The following is a 16,823-nucleotide window of genomic DNA, read 5'->3' as shown; positions in this document are numbered from 1 at the left end:
CCCACATCACCACCACAGGAGTTACCCATGCACCCGAACGACATGACTGGTTTGCAACTGATGCAAGCTTTCGCGCAAGGCCTGTTTCCACGGCCCGGCATCTCCAAGACCATGCCCATGGACGCGCACACGGTGGAGCATGGCCGCGTGATTTTCACGGCCACGGCAAATGAAACGCACACCAATCCCATGGGCGGCGTGCACGGCGGTTTCGCCGCCACCGTGCTCGACACGGTCACGGGCTGTGCCACGCACACGGTCTTGCCGGCCGGCGAAAGCTATGGCACGACGGACCTGAACATCAAGATGTGCCGCCCCCTGCCCTTCAACGTGACGGTCTACGCAGAAGGAAAAGTGATCAATGCGGGGCGCAACCTGGTCATTTCCGAAGGCACCATCCGCGACGAAGCCGGTAAAGTCTACGCCCATGCGACGGCCACCTGCATGATCATCCGCCCCCGGGAGCAGGCGGCTGCATGATACGCATGGGTAACATCGAGGAAGCCTGGCAGGTGCTGCAGGCGATACCCGAGTTCGACCAGCGGCGCAGTCTGGCGCAGCTGCGAGACCGGCTGCCCGCCGGCGCGCTGATCCTGATCGCGGAAGCGGACGGCCAGCCCGTCGGTTTCAAGCTGGGATATGGCGCCGAGGATGGCTCTTTATATAGCTGGCTCGGCGCCGTGCTGCCCGCGTACCGCAAGGCGGGCCTGGCGCAGCGCCTGCTGGAAGCTCAGGAAGCTTGGGCTGCCGAAAACGGCTTTGCGGCCGTCACAGTGAAATCGATGAACCGCTACCCGTCCATGCTGCGTTTGCTGATACGCAATGGATACCAGATCCGGCTAGTGGAGCACTTTGGCGACCCGGCCAGGGAGCGCATCCACTTCATCAAGCCCTTGCCCTGGAACGGCGCACAAGGCCACTTGCTTGCCAATAGAGCATTGATGTGACGATCATTTTCCTGGCTTACTCCTTGTGACGAATAGCTTCGACAACAATCCGCAGTGCCCTCGATTCGTGGCGGCGGCTGGGATAGTAGGCATGGAGGCCAGGAAACTTTCCACACCAGTCTTTCATGACGCTGATTAATCGGCCTTCCCGTACGTGTCCGGCCACCAGGTCTTCCGTGACGAACGCCAAACCATTGCCGCTCAAGGCGGCTTGTACCATGGGCACGGCGCTGGTAAACACGGCCTGGCCACTCACCCGCGCCTCCACGTTGCGCCCGTCATGCTGCAGCTCCCACGCGTAGATGCCACCACTGCCTGCGAGCCGTAGTGTGATGCAATTTTGCTTCATCAGGTCTTGCAGCTTGGCGGGTTGCGCATGCCAGGAGAAGTAGGCGGGCGAGCCAACGATCATGGTAGGTATGTCGGGCGTGAGCCGGACGGCAATCATGTCTTCCGCTACCTGATCTCCATAGCGCACCCCAATGTCATAACGGTCCGCCGCAATATCGATCAACTTGTAATCCGACTGAATCTCGATATGCAGGTCTGGATAGTGAGGCAGGACGGGAGCCAGCCTTGGCCACAGCAGGGTATCAATAACATGGTCGATGGCCGTGATGCGCACGGTACCCGCCGGTTTGCCATTCAAATCGCTGACGGCGGCAATTTCAGCATGGACTTCCTCAAGCCGCGGCGCGACATTGCTCAGCAGGCGCTCGCCTGCTTCGGTCGGCGAAACACTCCTGGTCGTACGATTGAGCAGCCGCACGCCCAGCCGGGCTTCCAGATCCCGAATGATGTGACTGAGAGTGGATTGGGACATGCCCAGCTTGATGGCGGCACGGGTGAAACTGCGTTCGCGAGCGACCTCGAAAAATATAAGAATATCAATAATATTATCTCTGGCCATATGAGTCATTCCTGAAGCCGGCTGTTAAGGGTATCCCGTCGTGGTGCCTGGCAATGGATGATAGCAGTGGAATGAGCGATTTTTAATATAAATATACGTAGCATTCATGGCCTGGGCACATATACCTGTTCGAGATTTCGGTGCGCAGATGCGTTAGCCGCAACGTACGATGTCCGTCAACGCATGCAACGCGCCCCATACCTGACGAACTGGAGAAACAGACATGACCATAGATGATGTCGCACGCCGAGATTTCCTGAAGACTGCTGGCACAGGCATGGCCGTCCTGGGCAGCCTTTCCATTGCCGCCAGTTCCGCGTTCGCCGCCGATAACAATCCAGTACCGGACATGTCCAACAACGCTGACAACTTCTACAGGAGCGCCACAGTCACTGCGCGCAAGGTCAGTTTCAACAACCAGTACCAGATGCAGGTCGTCGGCGAGCTATTCACGCCCAAGGATCTCAACCGCAATGCCAGGCATCCCGCGATCATCATCGGCCACCCGATGGGCGCGGTAAAGGAGCAAAGCTCGAATCTGTACGCGCAAAAACTGGCCGAACAGGGCTTTGTCACCCTGGCCATCGATCAGTCATTCTGGGGCGAAAGCGCCGGCCAGCCGCGCAATGCTGTGGCGCCGGATATCTACTCGGAAGCCTTCAGCGCAGCGGTAGACTATCTTGGTACCCAGCCGTTCGCCGACAGGGAACGGATCGGCGTTCTCGGCATTTGCGGCAGTGGCAGTTTCGTCATCAGCGCCGCCAAGATTGATCCGCGCATGAAGGCGATTGCCACCGTCAGCATGTACGATATGGGCGCCGCCAACCGCAATGCCTTGCACCATTCGCAGACGCTGGAGCAACGCAAGCAGATCATTGCCGAGGCGGCGCAACAACGCTACGTGGAATTTACCGGCGGCGCCATCAGTTACACCGGCGGCACCGTGCACAAGCTCGATGGCAATACGCATCCCATCCAGCGCGAGTTCTACGACTTTTATCGCACCTCGCGCGGCGAGTTCACGTCGGCAGGTTCGCCGCGCGAATGGACGACGCACCCCACGCTGTCCAGCAACGTCAAGTTCATGAACTTTTATCCGTTCAACGACATCGAGACGATTTCGCCGCGTCCCTTGTTGTTCATCACGGGCGACCAGGCGCATTCCCGCGAGTTCAGCGACGATGCCTACCGGCTTTCGGCCCAGCCCAAGGAACTGGTGATCGTTCCAGGCGCCGGGCACGTCGATCTGTATGACCGGGTGAAACTCATCCCCTGGGAGAAGCTGAACGCGTTCTTCCACAAGAATCTGGCATAGGCGCATCCCATGACAGCACCAATAAGCAGCACGCCCCACGTTGGCGTGCAGGAAGGGCATGCTGATGTCAGCACTCAGGCAGCCATGTGGGGCGGGGTCTTCGCCATGACGCTGTGCGTTTTCGCGCTGATCGCCTCGGAGTTCATGCCCGTTAGCCTGTTGACGCCTATGGCCAGGGATCTCCGGGTCAGCGAAGGCCTGGCTGGACAGGGAATTGCCATATCGGGGGCATGCGCCGTGCTCACCAGCCTGTCGATTTCCGTCATGGCTGGCAGCATGAATCGCAAGATGCTCCTGCTGGGGCTGACCGCCCTGATGGCCGTCTCCGGGGCCGTTGTCGCGATGGCGCCGAACTATTTCCTGTATATGGTGGGACGTGCGCTGATCGGCGTGGTGGTGGGCGGTTTCTGGTCCTTGTCGGCGGCCACCGCGATGCGCCTTGTGCCATCCCATCAGGTGCCGCGTGCCCTGGCCATCTTCAATGGCGGCAATGCGCTGGCGACCGTCGTCGCCGCCCCCCTGGGCAGCTATCTCGGTTCCGTCATCGGATGGCGTGGCGCTTTCTTTTGCCTGGTGCCAGTGGCCTTGATTGCCTTTGTCTGGCAGTGGATCAGCCTGCCTTCCATGCCGCCCCAGGCTGCCTCGGCGGGTTCCCGCAACGTCTTCAGACTGCTTCGGGATCCGAAGGTTGCCCTGGGCATGCTGGCTGTCAGCACGTTTTTCATGGGCCAGTTCGCCTTGTTCACTTATTTGCGCCCATTCCTTGAAAACGTGACGCGGGTAGGCATCTCCACCTTGTCGCTGATTCTGCTGGCAATTGGCGTAGGCGGCTTTATCGGCACCACCGTCATCAGCAAGTTCCTGAAGTGGCATTTTTCCCGGACCTTGGTTGCCATTCCCATCGTGATGGCAATGATCGCCGTGGCGCTGACCATCTTTGGCAGCAAACTTGCTGCCGTGACGGTACTGCTGGGCATCTGGGGCGTTGTCGCAACCGCTGCGCCCGTGGGCTGGTGGTCCTGGCTGGCAACAACGCTGCCCCGGGATGCAGAGGCAGGTGGTGGCCTCATGGTTGCAGTCGTGCAACTCGCCATCGCCCTGGGTTCCACGATCGGCGGTTTCCTGTTCGACAAGAGTGGATACCAAAGCACGTTTATCGCCAGCGCGGCCGTACTGCTGCTAGCTGCCTTGCTGACCTCGCGCGCGCAAGCGCTGCGGGCAAGCTGAGCCATACATCAAGGAAGGAGCAAGCAATGGTCACACGCAAATTCGCGGTTCGCAACGGCGCTCGGCATCCAGTAGCCAGCATGAGCGAGTGCCGCCTGTCCGATCGCCTGCATGGACTGGGCCTGTTGCTTGGCTTGCTCTTCCTCGGCGCTTGCGAAGCCCGACAGCAATCTTCCTCCGGGTTCCGCCTCGGCTGAGGCTGCAGCCGCCCTGAAGCCCGATGAGTCGCGCATGTCGATGATCGTTGGAGAACGTCGCTTCGTCGTCACCTTGTCAGACAATGCGACTGGGCGAGCCTTTGCCCAGATGCTGCCGCTGACCCTGGATATGGCCGAACTCAACGAAAACGAGAAGCATGCAGATCTGCCAAAGCCGCTACCGGCTCACGCGACTAGAACGCAGATAATCTGCAATGGTGACCTCTTACAGTACGGTTCGAAGACCTTGGTTGTCTTCTATAAGGCATTTACTTCACCGTATTCCTACTCAAACGTTGGCCGCGTGGACGATCCGGATGGGCTGGCCCATGCACTGGGCCAGCACGGTGTGCGGGTCGAGCTTCTTCAATGTAAATGACCGCCCTCAAGGCTTGTTCAAAGACCGTTTTGGGGTGAAAGCAGACGCACAAATCCGTGACGCGGGCATAAGGCTGGCCGTCCTGTCGGCCGCCGGACTGACGCCCGCGTGGGCCGTTGAGGGATTCCTTGCACGGCGGCACCGATTTCGAAGAACGCGCAGCCGCCATGAGCGATGAGCAGACCTTCAACAAGCGTTCCTTTCGCGCCTTCCGTAGACACGCAGCAAGGTCTTGCCGGGCGCCCTCAGCCCGCCGGCTTCTTCTTTCCCTTCAATAAACTGCCCGCCGCATTTTCCTCGAAGCGCCCCGCCTCTTCTATATAGCCATGCACGGTGCCGTCGTGGCGCCAGCCGCCCTGGCGCTTGATGGCCTGGAAATCAGCGCCTGCCCGGTGCGCACTGGTGGCCATGCCGCGGCGCAGGCTGTGGCTCGATAGTTCCGGCACGTAATCGAGCGCCGCCAACCCGGCGCAGCTTGCCAAGATCGTATTGATGCTGCTCGCGTGTAATCCTTTCATGCTCACGTGGCCCCACTGATTGACGGGGCGCAAGAGCGGTCCTGTGCGGATATGCGCGGCGGCCAGCCAGGCGCGCAGGGCCGTGGCTGGGCAGCAAACGCCGTCGCCAAACGGGATCGCCTTGATGATGCCCTCCCCCAATTGGTCCGTTTTCGAGCGAGGCAAGGTGATCACCATGCCCTGCGGTTCCCAGCTCACGTCTTCCAGCATCAATCCCACCAATTCGCTGCGGCGAAACCCTCCAAAAAAGCCCAGTTGCAGCAGCGCGCTGTCGCGCAGGGCCTTGACGGTGCCCAGCGCGGCCAGTTTGGCGACAATTACTTCCAAATCTTCCAAAGGCAAAGCCTTGGCCTTCTTCTTCGGCTTGCCATGCAGGCGGGCGATGCCGGCCAGGGTCTTGCGCACGGTGGGCGTGGACGCGGGGTCGGCAAAGCCCTGGTACACATGCCATTGCGACAGAGCCGTCAAACGCAGGGCCAGGGTGCGCGCGTTCAGGCTATCCGCATAGGCCAGCAGGTAGCGGATGACGGTGGACTCGTCCGCAGGCAGCGCCCCGCCCCAGCCCTGGAAGTGGCGGATGGCAGAACGGTAGGTGCGGCGCGTATTGTCGGACGTGGCGGCCGCAATAAAAGCCTGGTGGCGCGCGGCAAGCTCGGCATCAATCAGGGTGCCGCGTAATGGCGCAGCGGCGACGGCGGCGCTTTTCGGTACGACAACACGGCGTTTCGGGAGGGGTAAATCAGGCATGGCGGCAGCGAAATCGTGGTTTTGTACTGTGAGGTACGCAGAATAGCATGCAAAACACCCACATAACACGCGATAAGCGACTTTATCGCAACTTATATTTCTAAAAAATATGCAAAATTTCTATCGTAATATAATGCAATATTACGTATCATGTAATACGTTACTAAATTTCGCTCATAGGTGGTTTTATGGCCCGCACCGGCATTTTGTACTCTGATGTTATGAAAGCAGCCCAAATCGTTGCTGCCGATGGGCGCAATCCCACGGTCGACAGCGTGCGCGAAGCACTGGGCAGCACGGGCAGCAAGAGCACCATCGCGCCCCTGCTGAAACGTTGGAAGGAAGAGTTCCAGGGCGCGGGCGCCGTGAAAACGGAGGCAGGCTTGCCGGCCGAACTGATGGAAGCGATGCGCGGCGTCTATGACAAGCAGCAGCGCGACGTGGCGCACCAGCTGGAAACGGGCATGCAGCAAAACCGCGCCGAACTCGATGCGGCGCTGGAAAAGCTGAAGAAGACGGAAAACGAAGGACTGAAACTGACGGAGGCGCGCGCCGCCCTCACCCAGGAGTTGCGCGCCACCCAGCATGCGCTTGCACAACTGAAGGAAGAACACCATTTTCGCGCTGTCACCCTGGCCACCTTGCACAGCGATAACGCGGGCCTGACGCAGCGCCTGGCCGACCGCAGCGAAGAAATCGCCGCCCTCAACCGCCAGCTGGCGCAAGTGCGCTCGCAGTTCGACCATTACCAGGAAGCGGCAGCCGCACAACGCAGCGAGGAACGGGCGGAGGCACAGCAACGGATCAGCCGGCTGGAACAGGACAACGCGCAGCTGCAACAGCGCCTGCAAGGCCAGCAAGCGACCCTGGTGCAGCAAGACATGCGCCTGGCGCAACTGCAGGCGGAACACGCGCATTTATCCAGCGTAGCGACCGCCGACCGCGAAGCGCTGGCCAGCGTGCGTCCCGAGCGCGACCAGTTCGAATTTCAATACTTGCAGGCGGCCGCGTCCGCCGACGCCTTGCTGGCCAAGCTCGACACGGCCTTGCTGGCGCTGAATGACGCCAAGGTCGCGCTCGCCGCGCAAGACCGGCAGCTCGACATGCTGGCGGAAAATACACAGGCATCGCAGCAGAAGATAGAAAGCCTGGCGCAGGAGCGCGATGGTTTGTTGCGCGAGAATGCCGGCATGGCGGCCAGGCTGGCCCTGCTCATGGATAGCAAGGAGAAACGTGATGGTTGAACCGGTTTGCGTGGCATGGGATATTGACGGTGCCAGCCCGGTCGGGCCTGGCCAGCGAACAATGACTGAAAGCGCAGCCAGGCGGCGTGCTGCGTGCAGGCGAAGTGCAGTGTTCACTTTGCGCCACGTCCAATCTGAAGCTAATCTGACGCGTCACTCTCGCTTTCGGATACAAGTGGCAGCCCCGTATTGGCCAGCAACTGCTACAGGCGGCGGTTCAGCACGCTGTCGATATCGTGGCTAGGCAGTTCAAGGTCGACCTTGCCGTCTTGCAGCCAGTAGCCGTCACCTCCCCGTTGCAGCGCATCCATGTCGAGCGTGCCCAGCGCTGGCGGGATGACGCCCGTGAGCATCGCTGCCACGTCATCCCACGCCGCATAGAAAAGTTTCAAATACCAGCCGTCGTCATGGGCAAAGGCGAGAAAGCGGCTGCGCAGGGCCGGCAGCGGCGTGAGGGCGCCGCGATGGTCGAGCATCGCGGCCACGTCCGCCTCAAGGGAAGCAGGCGGCTTGCCCTGGCCATCCTTGTGCCAATCGGCCCAGGCATGGCTGCCGCAGGCGTACAGGTCTTCGTGCGCCATGGCCGGCAGTTGCTGCCGCGCCAAGGTCTGGTAGCGGCCAGGTTTCCTGGGTGTCCCGGCGCTGCCCGTGCGCAGCACGATGCCGTCCGCCTTGCCGAGGGCGGGGATAAAGTCCTTGAACTCGATGCCCGAAGCAACCAGCATGCGTTCGGCCGGCTCGTGCCAGATATACAGATAATGTCTCAAGTAGAAGTCCGTTTTGGTTTTGGCGCCGTATTTGCGGCCACCGCGGCGCGTATCAGCGCCTTGAACGCCGCAGTGTCGAGGTGCTCGCCTTCGTGTATGTCGATGGCCCGGCGCGTGTTGCCGTCCAGGCTGGCATTGAACAGGCGGGCCGGATCGGGCAAGGCGGCGCCCTTGGCGAAGGTGAGCTTGACAGCCAGTTGATAGGTTTCGCCCGTGCAAATCATGCCCGCGTGCGACCAGACGGGCACGCCGCGCCATTTGACTTCTTCGACCACGTCAGGGTCCGCCTCGTGGATCAGTGCGCGCACGCTGGCCAGGGTCTTCCCGCGCCAGTCCGCCAGCGAGGCGATCTTCGCGTCGATCAGACTGGCGGCGGGTCCTGCGTTCGCGGCGTCATCGTCGGGCGGCTTGCCCGCTGCTGCTTTTTTCATGGCTGGTATCTCCTTCAATGCACGTACGCCTTAAGTGCCGTACAGGCCACGCAACTGACCAGGGAGGCAGGCGCTGGTCGAGCAAGGGCTGGTATTGCCCATCCGCCGAAAAGTCACGCGGATCGGCAGGCTGGTTCTGTATGCAGGCGGTGGCGACCGTGCGGCTGGCGGCGTGCAGCAGCCAATACAGACTGATGATACCCGGTGCCTGCGCGATACTGGCGTTATGCAATCCTGGCACTTCCACGCCATCGCGCGCGTCCGTTTCCAGAGGCAGCTGCTGCGGCGGCTTGCCCGTGGCGGCCATTTCCTGCATCTGCGCCACGATGGTCTCGCGGTCGGCGGCAAACTGGCCTTCGGCGCTGCGTTCGATCTTCAGGTTCGCGAAAAGCAAGCTGCTCTTGCGCCTTGACCTTGAACTCGCTGCGATTGATGCATTGTGCCAATGACGCCAAAGGATCTGCCTTGCGGCCTTGCGCCTGGACGCCCGGGGCGGCAAGCAAGGCGGGGATGGCAAGCACATGGCGGCGGTGCATGAAAGGCATCCATCATGGAGTCCAGGTGCCGCGAGCATAACTGTCCATATTACCAGAAGGCAAATGTTTAGTTGTCATCCTCTAAATACCCATGGGGATAGCTTCTTAATATGAACTTCACCTTGCCCGCGTAGCATTCAAACTGGCAAGGCTCTCATTGTGCAGCGCCTGCCATTTCCCGGCAAAACCATGAATGACATCGCTTTAACCTTGTGCCACGGCACCGCCGTGGCGCCACATCGCGCCAGCGGGCACCGCCTGAAAGCGGCGCTGGGCGCCCTCTTCTTCCCCCGCCAGCGCACACGCTGGCAAGCCTTCCTGGGCAGCATGCCCGGCTTGAACTCTCTGGCGCAGCTGCATCCCTGCTTGCGCTTCAAGATTTACCGCCCTTATGCCTCGCGCCAGCTTGCTTGCGCAGATCGCCTGGCCTTGCTGGAAGGGCATTACCGCTTCCTGTGGCAGGCGGGTGCGCGCACGCTGGTCGAGCGGGCCGCGCGCCTGCCCGTGGTGCTGGCCGCGTTCGAAGGCAAGGATGGGGCGCTGTACCGATTGCAGTTGACGGCCATCCACGACAGCTACCGCGAAGGCGAACTGTGCCTACGCTTGATACGCGACGGCGAGCCCCTGTACCTGGCCAGTTTTTTGTTCCTGCCGCGCGCCGATGGCGTTTCCTTGCAGCTGGGCGCGCTGCAAGGCTTGCGCTCGGAGGCGGGCAAGCTGGCCGTCAAGGAAGCCACGCGGGCGCTGCACGGTTGCCGTCCGAAAAACCTGATGGTGGCGGCCCTGCGCGATTTCGGAGATTTTTTTGCCTGCAATAACCTGTTTTTGATCTGCAATGACAACCGCATCGCCCTGAATGCGCGCCGGCGCCGCCGTATCGCCGCCGACTATGACCTGGTGTGGCAGGAATTGCACGCCTTGCGCATGCGCGACGGTAATTATCACTTGCCTTGCATCCCCTACCGGGCACCGGATCTGGCCGATGTGCCATCGAAAAAACGCGCCGATGCGCGCCGACGTGGCGAATTGTTGTTCGGCATGGCCGCCGACATGCGCGCGCAGCTAGCGGCCATGATCACCGCGCCATCTTGCCAAAACGGCCATCTTGTCAATGAAACTGTTATGCTGTATTCCCATCAATCACATACCTGACGGAATCGACGATGCTCCCACGCTTACGCACCCTGCTGCTACCCATGCTGTCCCTGTCCAGCGCCGCCACCCTGGCCGCCCCCGCCCTCGATGCCGCCGTGCGTCAACGGGCAGAAGCATTGGTGCGTGACGGCAAGCATGCGAGCCTGGTCATCGCCGTGATCGACGGCAAGGACAGCGCCGTGTACGGCTTCGGCCGCGCGCGGCCCGGCGACAAAGGCGTGCCCGATGCGGATACCGTGTATGAAATCGGCTCCGTGACGAAAACCATGACGGGCTTGCTGCTGGCCGACGCCATCGTGGCAGGCAAGGCGCAGCTGGAACAGCCGGTGGCCGAACTGCTACCAGCCTACGCCATCCCCGCGCTGGCGAGCCAGAAAATTACTGTAGGCCAACTGGCCACGCACTTTTCCGGCTTGCCCCGCCTGCCCGCCAATCTGGCGCCGGCGGACATGCGCAATCCCTACGGCGACTATGCCGAAGGCCAGTTGCGCACTTTTTTGGCCGGCCATGCGCTGGCGCGCGCGCCGGGCGCCGCGTATGAATACTCGAACCTGGCGTATGGCTTGCTGGGCACGGCATTGGCCACGCAAGCCAATATGTCTTACGAAGAACTGCTGCAAGCGCGTATTTTCCGTCCGCTGGGCATGGCCAGCAGCTCGGCAGTGACGACGCCCGCCCTGCGCGTGCGTCTGGCGCCGGGCCACCTTGCCGACGGCAAGCCGGCCGAGAACTGGGACTTCCAGGCCATCGCAGGGGCTGGCGCCGTGCGTTCCAGCGCCCGCGATATGATTGCCTACATGCAATCGTACATGCGGGCGACCAGTCCCGCGCAGCAACTGGCCGTGCAGCCGCGCCGGGTACTGGCCGGCGAAGGCGATGGCGATGGCGTGAAAAAGATCGGCCTGGCGTGGATGCTCGACCAGGTCAAGGGCCAGCCTTTTGCCTGGCATAACGGGCAGACGGGCGGCTATGCCAGCTTTGCCGGCTACACCCTGGATGGCAAGCGGGGCGTGGTGGTGCTGAGCAGCACGGCACGCGACGTCGATGGGCTGGGTGTGGGCGTGCTGCTACCCGGCAGCCTGCCGCCGCCAAATGCCCCGGCGCGGAAGGAAATCGCCATCGCCCCCGCCGAACTGGCCCAATATGCGGGCCAGTATGCGCTGGCGCCCACGTTTGTCCTCAGCGTGCGCCAGGGTCCGGACGGTTTGCTGGTGGGCGCCACGGGCCAGCCCGAAGCCCCCGTGTACGCCAGCGCGAAAGACACCTTCTTTTACAAGGTGGTCGAAGCGCAACTGGTATTCCAGCGCGACGCCCAGGGCGCCATCACGGGCGTCGTCCTGCACCAGAATGGCCAGGCGATGCCGGGCAAGCGAAAACCCTAAATATTGCCAAATCAGCAAAAGTGGCATAAAACTCAGGCGGCCTTCATGTTGGCGCCGTATCCTTCCCAGCGCATGCCAGCCACCTTATCCAGGCGCTGGCCTGTATTCGGCCCACCCTGGACAAGGTTCCCATGACACCCACTTTCGCCCTTCTCCCCCTTTGCCTCATCGGCAGCAGCGCCCTGGCCGCCCCCACCCTCGACGACGCCGTACGCCAGCGCGCGGAAGAACTCACGCGCACTGGCATGCACGCCAGCATTGTCATCGCCGTGATCGAGGGCAAGGATAGCGCCGTGTATGGCTTTGGCAGCGTGCATGCAGGCAAGAACGCCAAACCGGGTGCCGATACCGTCTACCAGATCGGTTCCGTCACCAAGACCATGACAGGCTTGCTGCTGGCCGACGCCGTCGTCGATGGCAAGGTCACGCTCGAGGAGCCGGTGGCGACATTATTGCCCGGCTATACGGTGCCTGCGTTCGAGGGCAAGACGATCAGCGTGCTCGACCTGGCCACGCATTACTCCGGGCTGCCACGCCTGCCCGACAACTTCGCGCCGAAAGACCCCGCCAATCCGTATGCAGATTACACGGACCCCAAACAGCGGCAGTTTCTCGCCGCCTACCATCTGCCGCGCGCCCCCGGCAGCGCCTTTGACTATTCGAATATAGGCTATGCCGTGCTGGGCACAGCCCTGGCTACGCAGGCGGGCAGCAGTTATGAAGCGCTGCTGCAGTCGCGCATCGCCGTGCCCTTGGGCATGCGCTCGACCTCGAACACGCCCACCCACGGCATGTTGGCGCGCCTGGCGCCCGGCCACCAGCTGTCGGGCGAACCGACGCCGGCCTGGGACTTGAACGTGGTGGCGCCGGCCGGCGGCGTGTATTCGAGCGCGCGCGACATGATCGCCTATCTGCAAGCCTACATGTTCAAGCCGCTGCGTCCGTATGCGCTGGCGATCAAGCCGCAGCGTCCGCTGGCGCCGGACAGCGACACAAAAATCGGCCTGGCCTGGCTGGTGGAGCAGCAACAGGGACAAAGCTACGCCTGGCACAGCGGGCAGACAGGCGGCTACACCAGCTATGCGGCATTTACCACGGATGGCAAGCGGGGGGTAGTAGTGCTGACGAACACGGCGCGCACCGTCGACACCCTGGGCTTGTCCGCCTTGCTGCCTGGCACGCCCTTGCCGCCCCTGAAAAAGCCGCAAGCCGCCATCGAGCTGCCGCGCGCAACGTTGGCTGAATACGTGGCCGACTATGTGCTTGAGCATTCCCCTGAGGAACATTTCACCTTGACGGTGAGTCAGGGCAAGCATGGGCTGGAAGCGGCCGGCACGGGCGTCGGCTCGGCGCCCCTGTTTGCCAGCGCAAAAGACCAGTTTTTCTTCCGCGCCATCGAGGCGGAGCTGACCTTTACGCGCGACGCCACGGGCAAGATCGTCAGCGCCGTGCTCAAGCAAGGCGGGCAGGACGTGGTCTTGGCGCGCAAACAGTAAAACTCAAGCTGCCGGGTCTTGCATGAATTGCTCGACCCGTTCAACAAACGCCGCCTTGCTGCGCGTGCGCCATTCCCCAAGGAACACCTCGCTGCCCTTGACGGCTTTGCCGTGGCGGTCATAGTCCACCTTGCCCATTTCCAGCACGAATTCACCGTCTGGATCGTCTTCCGGCTCGAAGTGCGAATTGAAGCAGTAGCCGCTATCGCGACGATGGCCCCACAGCAGCAGCGCGCTGCTGAACCACTGCATGGTGTCCGGGCTGGGTTCCACCTCGAACAGGGTATTGACGGTGATGTGCCAGCCACCGGGCACGCGCAGCGGCTGTAGCGGATAAGGGAAGTTTGCCTGTTTCATGTGGACGATGGCGCGCGGCGCGCCCGGTAAAAAGTGAGGAATTCTGCAGCCGGCAGCGCTTTGGCAAACAGCCAGCCCTGGCCGAATTCGACTTTGCGTTCCAGCAAATAATCGGCTTGCTGCTGCGTTTCTATGCCTTCGGCCACGATCAGCATGTTCAAGGTGCGGGCCATGGCGATGATGTGCGGCGTGACGCTGCTGGTGGCGGCGTCCGTGCCGATGGTGTCGACGAAGGATTTGTCGATTTTCAGGGCGTCGAGCGGCAGGTTTTGCAAGCTCGACAGGCTGGAGTATCCCGTGCCGAAGTCGTCGATGGCCACGGCGTGGCCGCGTGCTCTCGCCTTGTCGATGGTGGCGCGCGCCGCTTCCACGTTGATGAAGCCCCGCTCCGTTGCTTCCAGCCAGATCTGCTGCGCCTCGATGCCCGTGCCGGCCAGGGCACGCTCGAGCACGTCGAGCACCCTGCCCGTTTCGATATCGCTGGCGCACAGGTTGATGGCGATGTGCAGATCGCGGTCGGCCAGCAGCGCGGCGCGCATGTCGGCGATGACGCATGCGATGACCTGGTCGGTGATGGGCAGTATCAGCTCGCTTTCTTCGGCAACGGGGATGAACAGGTCAGGCCTGATCATGCTGCCATCGGGACGGCGCCAGCGTATCAGCGCTTCGGCGCCCACGCACACGCCCGTGTCGAGCGCGATGATGGGTTGATAGTGGACAAAGAATTCGCGCCGCTCGATGGCGATCTTCAGTTCTCCCATCAGCGACAAACGACGGCGCGACAGCCACACGACGATGCCGACGATGAAGGCGGCCATCAGCAGGCCCAGCGGCAAAAGCAGCAGCTGTTCGCGCCGCAGCCTGTCGTTCAGCTTGCTGCGCGGCTCGATCATGACGGCCGTCAAGCCGTCGCGGTACAGCATGGCATGGATGCTGCCGTCCTCGGTGGCGCCGCCCGCCCCTGGCTGGCCGGCGAGCAAGGCTTGCACCAGCGTGGGATCGGGATGGTGCAAGGTGTCGAGCACGCCACCCTTGCCGATGGCCACGGCCATCTGGATATCGCTGTCGACGATGACGTCGGAAAAGCGCACGGGGTCGATCAGCACTTTATAGGCGCGGTAAGTCAGCCCCACCATGCGCTTGCCGCCACTGACGACGGGGCGCAGATTGAAATCGAGGCCCATGCCATTGTCCAGGATGAAATCGGGGGGCGTGACGGCGATGTGCTCGTCCTCCATGCCCGTGGAGGTGCATTTAAGCAAACCATTCTCGATATAGCCGATATCGTCGATACTGCGCGTGGTGATGGTGATGCGGCGCAGTTGCTGGACATGCGCTTCCGAGCACGGCGCCAGGTCCAGCGCATCGGCGCTGCGCAGGGCCATGCTGGCCGAGGCGATCGAACGGTGGGCACGCTCGAGCGCGTAGCCGGCCAGCAGGCGCAGGCGTTCCTGCTCGCCTTGCTCGGCGCGCACGGACGACAGGTAGAAGGCCAGGCTCAAGGGAGCGGCCACGCCGATGACTGCGACCAGCACGCTGGTGATGATGATGCGTTTTCTGCGCATGCGATTGCCTGTGGTAGTTATATGATTGCCATGTATTTCCTGATGGCATCATATTACAAGCCGAGGCCGTGTACTTGAATATTGCTGAACAGTTACACTTTTCATACTTTCTGTACCGGCCGGGCCAGCACGAAGACCAGCGCCGCCACCACGGCCGCCAGCCCGCCAGCCAGGTAGAGCACGCTGGCAAAGCCATCGATAAAGGCGTGCCGGGCCGCTTCCTGCGCCACGGCCTGCATGGCGGGCGGTAGCTGGCCGAAAGCCTCGGCCGCGTTGCCGGCGACGATACGCCCGATCATCTCGGGCGAGGCCTTCAAGCCGTGCAACCACGCCAGCTTGTCGAACGAGGCAGCCGTGCGCATGGCCAGCACGGCGCCCAGCGCGCCCACGGCCAGGACGATGCCGACAAAGCGCGTGGTGGTGCTGATGCCGGACCCCATGCCCGTGCGCTCGCGGGGAATGCAGGCGAGGATGGCTTTTTGCGTCGTTCCATTGAGCAATCCTGCCCCCGCGCCCGTGACGACCATGCCGGCTGCCACCAGGCCATACTGCAAACTGGCGGCGGCCAAGGCAGTGGCCACGTTGCCCACGGCGACGATCAACAGACCCGTCACCAGGATGCCGCGGTCGTCCAGATGGCGCATGGCGCGTGGCGCCAGCCGGGAAAACACCACCATGGCGACGGCAAACGGCAACATGGCACAGCCGGCCAGCACGGCGGAAAAGCCGAAGGCGTTCTGCAAATACAGGGGCAAGAAGGTCATCATCACTTGCGCGGCGATGGCGTAGCCGAACATGCCCAGCACGGCGCCGACAAACACGCGGCGGCCAAACAGGGACAGATCGACCATGGGCGCGCGCTGGCGCCGTTCCACCAGCACGAACACGGCCAGCAGCGCCGCGCCCGCCATAAACCGCAGCACAGTGGCGTGGCTGGCCCAGCCCGCCACGCTGGCGTCGATCAAGCCCCAGATGATGCAGAACAGGCCAGCCGAGAACAGCAGCGCGCCCAGCGGGTCGAAACTGGCGTTGGACGCATCCTTCGATTCATCCACATGCTTGCCTACCAGCCACATCAGGATGGCGACTACGGGCAGGTTCAGATAAAAAATCCAGCGCCAGTTGATGGCGCTCGTGATCAGGCCGCCCAACAGCGGCGCCACCGTCATGGCCACGCCCATGGCCGCGCCCCACACGGACCACGCCCTCGCCCGCTCCTTTTCCGCGTGAAAGGTGTGGCCGATGACGGCCAGCGCGGACGTGAGCAGCAGCGCGGCGCCCAGGCCCTTGATGGCGCGCGCCACGTTGAGCACGAACGGCGTCCACGCCAGGCCGCACAGCAGGGACGCCAGCGCGAACACGGCCAGGCCAAACAGCATCACCCTGCGCCGCCCCAGACGGTCGGCAATGCTGCCGGCCGGCAGCAAAAACGAGGCGAACGCCAGCATGTAGGCGCTGACTACCCATTCCACGTCGACAAAGCTGGCATTGAGCGAGCGGGCGATCGACGGCAGGGAGACGGCCACCACGTTGGTGTCGAGCATGATCAATGCACACACGCCCGAGCACGTATATAAGGTCCAGTTGGTATTCTTCATGCCTCGATTGTAAGCAAGCTTGTATTATTTCCTGTTATAAGATGAGCGCCTT

General features: G+C 62.3%; 17 protein-coding genes. 9 read left to right on the top strand and 8 right to left on the bottom strand.

The window, feature by feature from the left end; all coding sequences use genetic code 11:
• Nucleotides 1-27 precede the first annotated feature (27 nt).
• Entirely contained in the window at nucleotides 28-480 is a 453-nt protein-coding gene (locus C8C89_RS17950; protein ID WP_034748275.1) for a PaaI family thioesterase, read from the top strand.
• A complete protein-coding gene (locus C8C89_RS17945; RefSeq protein ID WP_133991500.1) occupies nucleotides 477-947 on the top strand; it encodes a GNAT family N-acetyltransferase in 471 nt (156 codons plus the stop codon). The genes C8C89_RS17950 and C8C89_RS17945 overlap by 4 nt, the downstream gene beginning before the upstream one ends.
• A gap of 16 nt (nucleotides 948-963) precedes the next feature.
• Here C8C89_RS17945 and C8C89_RS17940 read toward each other — a convergent pair whose 3' ends face one another.
• Nucleotides 964-1,857, bottom strand: a complete 894-nt coding sequence (locus tag C8C89_RS17940; protein ID WP_133991498.1) for a LysR family transcriptional regulator — start codon at nucleotides 1,855-1,857, stop codon at nucleotides 964-966.
• A 223-nt stretch (nucleotides 1,858-2,080) separates the two neighbouring features.
• Between C8C89_RS17940 and C8C89_RS17935 the strand changes: the two genes are divergently transcribed.
• The 3 genes from C8C89_RS17935 (at nucleotide 2,081) to C8C89_RS17925 (ending at nucleotide 4,975) form a co-directional block, all read left to right on the top strand.
• On the top strand, nucleotides 2,081-3,172 hold the full coding sequence (locus C8C89_RS17935; RefSeq protein WP_133991496.1) for an alpha/beta hydrolase: 1,092 nt from the start codon (nucleotides 2,081-2,083) through the stop codon (nucleotides 3,170-3,172).
• A gap of 84 nt (nucleotides 3,173-3,256) precedes the next feature.
• Entirely contained in the window at nucleotides 3,257-4,399 is a 1,143-nt protein-coding gene (locus C8C89_RS17930; protein ID WP_347876606.1) for an MFS transporter, read from the top strand.
• A gap of 231 nt (nucleotides 4,400-4,630) precedes the next feature.
• Entirely contained in the window at nucleotides 4,631-4,975 is a 345-nt protein-coding gene (locus C8C89_RS17925; protein WP_133991492.1) for a cyclophilin-like fold protein, read from the top strand.
• Nucleotides 4,976-5,220: 245 nt separating this feature from the next.
• On the opposite strand, the gene C8C89_RS17920 is transcribed toward C8C89_RS17925, so the two are convergent.
• Entirely contained in the window at nucleotides 5,221-6,240 is a 1,020-nt protein-coding gene (locus C8C89_RS17920) for a tyrosine-type recombinase/integrase (protein WP_133991490.1), read from the bottom strand.
• A 221-nt stretch (nucleotides 6,241-6,461) separates the two neighbouring features.
• Here C8C89_RS17920 and C8C89_RS17915 point away from each other — a divergent pair, with 221 nt between their 5' ends.
• Nucleotides 6,462-7,484 carry a DNA-binding protein gene (locus tag C8C89_RS17915; protein ID WP_243858067.1) on the top strand — a complete coding sequence of 341 codons (1,023 nt, stop codon included), beginning with the start codon at nucleotides 6,462-6,464 and terminating at the stop codon, nucleotides 7,482-7,484.
• A 203-nt stretch (nucleotides 7,485-7,687) separates the two neighbouring features.
• Here the strand turns inward: C8C89_RS17915 and C8C89_RS17910 are convergent, their stop codons facing one another.
• The 3 genes from C8C89_RS17910 to C8C89_RS17900 are packed head-to-tail and all read right to left on the bottom strand — an operon-like array spanning nucleotide 7,688 to nucleotide 9,076.
• Nucleotides 7,688-8,251, bottom strand: a complete 564-nt coding sequence (locus tag C8C89_RS17910) for a hypothetical protein (RefSeq protein WP_133991486.1) — start codon at nucleotides 8,249-8,251, stop codon at nucleotides 7,688-7,690.
• Complete coding sequence (locus tag C8C89_RS17905; protein WP_133991484.1) at nucleotides 8,248-8,682, bottom strand: DUF1801 domain-containing protein; 435 nt, start codon at nucleotides 8,680-8,682, stop codon at nucleotides 8,248-8,250. Before C8C89_RS17905 ends, C8C89_RS17910 begins: the two co-directional genes overlap by 4 nt.
• Nucleotides 8,645-9,076 carry a hypothetical protein gene (locus tag C8C89_RS17900; RefSeq protein WP_133991482.1) on the bottom strand — a complete coding sequence of 144 codons (432 nt, stop codon included), beginning with the start codon at nucleotides 9,074-9,076 and terminating at the stop codon, nucleotides 8,645-8,647. The genes C8C89_RS17905 and C8C89_RS17900 overlap by 38 nt, the downstream gene beginning before the upstream one ends.
• 331 nt (nucleotides 9,077-9,407) lie before the next feature.
• Between C8C89_RS17900 and C8C89_RS17895 the strand changes: the two genes are divergently transcribed.
• From C8C89_RS17895 to C8C89_RS17885, 3 genes are all read left to right on the top strand, one after another.
• Entirely contained in the window at nucleotides 9,408-10,370 is a 963-nt protein-coding gene (locus C8C89_RS17895) for a DUF535 family protein (protein WP_133991480.1), read from the top strand.
• 11 nt (nucleotides 10,371-10,381) lie between these two features.
• Nucleotides 10,382-11,755, top strand: a complete 1,374-nt coding sequence (locus C8C89_RS17890; protein WP_133991478.1) for a serine hydrolase — start codon at nucleotides 10,382-10,384, stop codon at nucleotides 11,753-11,755.
• A 131-nt stretch (nucleotides 11,756-11,886) separates the two neighbouring features.
• On the top strand, nucleotides 11,887-13,251 hold the full coding sequence (locus C8C89_RS17885; RefSeq protein WP_133991476.1) for a serine hydrolase: 1,365 nt from the start codon (nucleotides 11,887-11,889) through the stop codon (nucleotides 13,249-13,251).
• 3 nt (nucleotides 13,252-13,254) lie between these two features.
• Here the strand turns inward: C8C89_RS17885 and C8C89_RS17880 are convergent, their stop codons facing one another.
• The 3 genes from C8C89_RS17880 to C8C89_RS17870 all read right to left on the bottom strand — a co-directional run bounded on the left by C8C89_RS17880 (nucleotide 13,255) and on the right by C8C89_RS17870 (nucleotide 16,771).
• Nucleotides 13,255-13,608, bottom strand: coding sequence for a hypothetical protein (locus C8C89_RS17880; RefSeq protein WP_133991474.1), 354 nt, complete (start codon nucleotides 13,606-13,608; stop codon nucleotides 13,255-13,257).
• Nucleotides 13,605-15,173: an EAL domain-containing protein gene (locus tag C8C89_RS17875; protein WP_133991472.1), complete on the bottom strand. Its 1,569-nt coding sequence runs from the start codon at nucleotides 15,171-15,173 to the stop codon at nucleotides 13,605-13,607. Before C8C89_RS17875 ends, C8C89_RS17880 begins: the two co-directional genes overlap by 4 nt.
• A 101-nt stretch (nucleotides 15,174-15,274) precedes the next feature.
• Nucleotides 15,275-16,771: an MFS transporter gene (locus tag C8C89_RS17870; protein ID WP_133991469.1), complete on the bottom strand. Its 1,497-nt coding sequence runs from the start codon at nucleotides 16,769-16,771 to the stop codon at nucleotides 15,275-15,277.
• Between the last annotated feature and the right edge of the window lie 52 nt (nucleotides 16,772-16,823).

This window comes from Janthinobacterium sp. 75, from assembly GCF_004365495.1.
Classification (GTDB): Bacteria; Pseudomonadota; Gammaproteobacteria; order Burkholderiales; family Burkholderiaceae_D; genus Janthinobacterium.
This window is presented reverse-complemented; position numbering and strand designations above follow the sequence as displayed.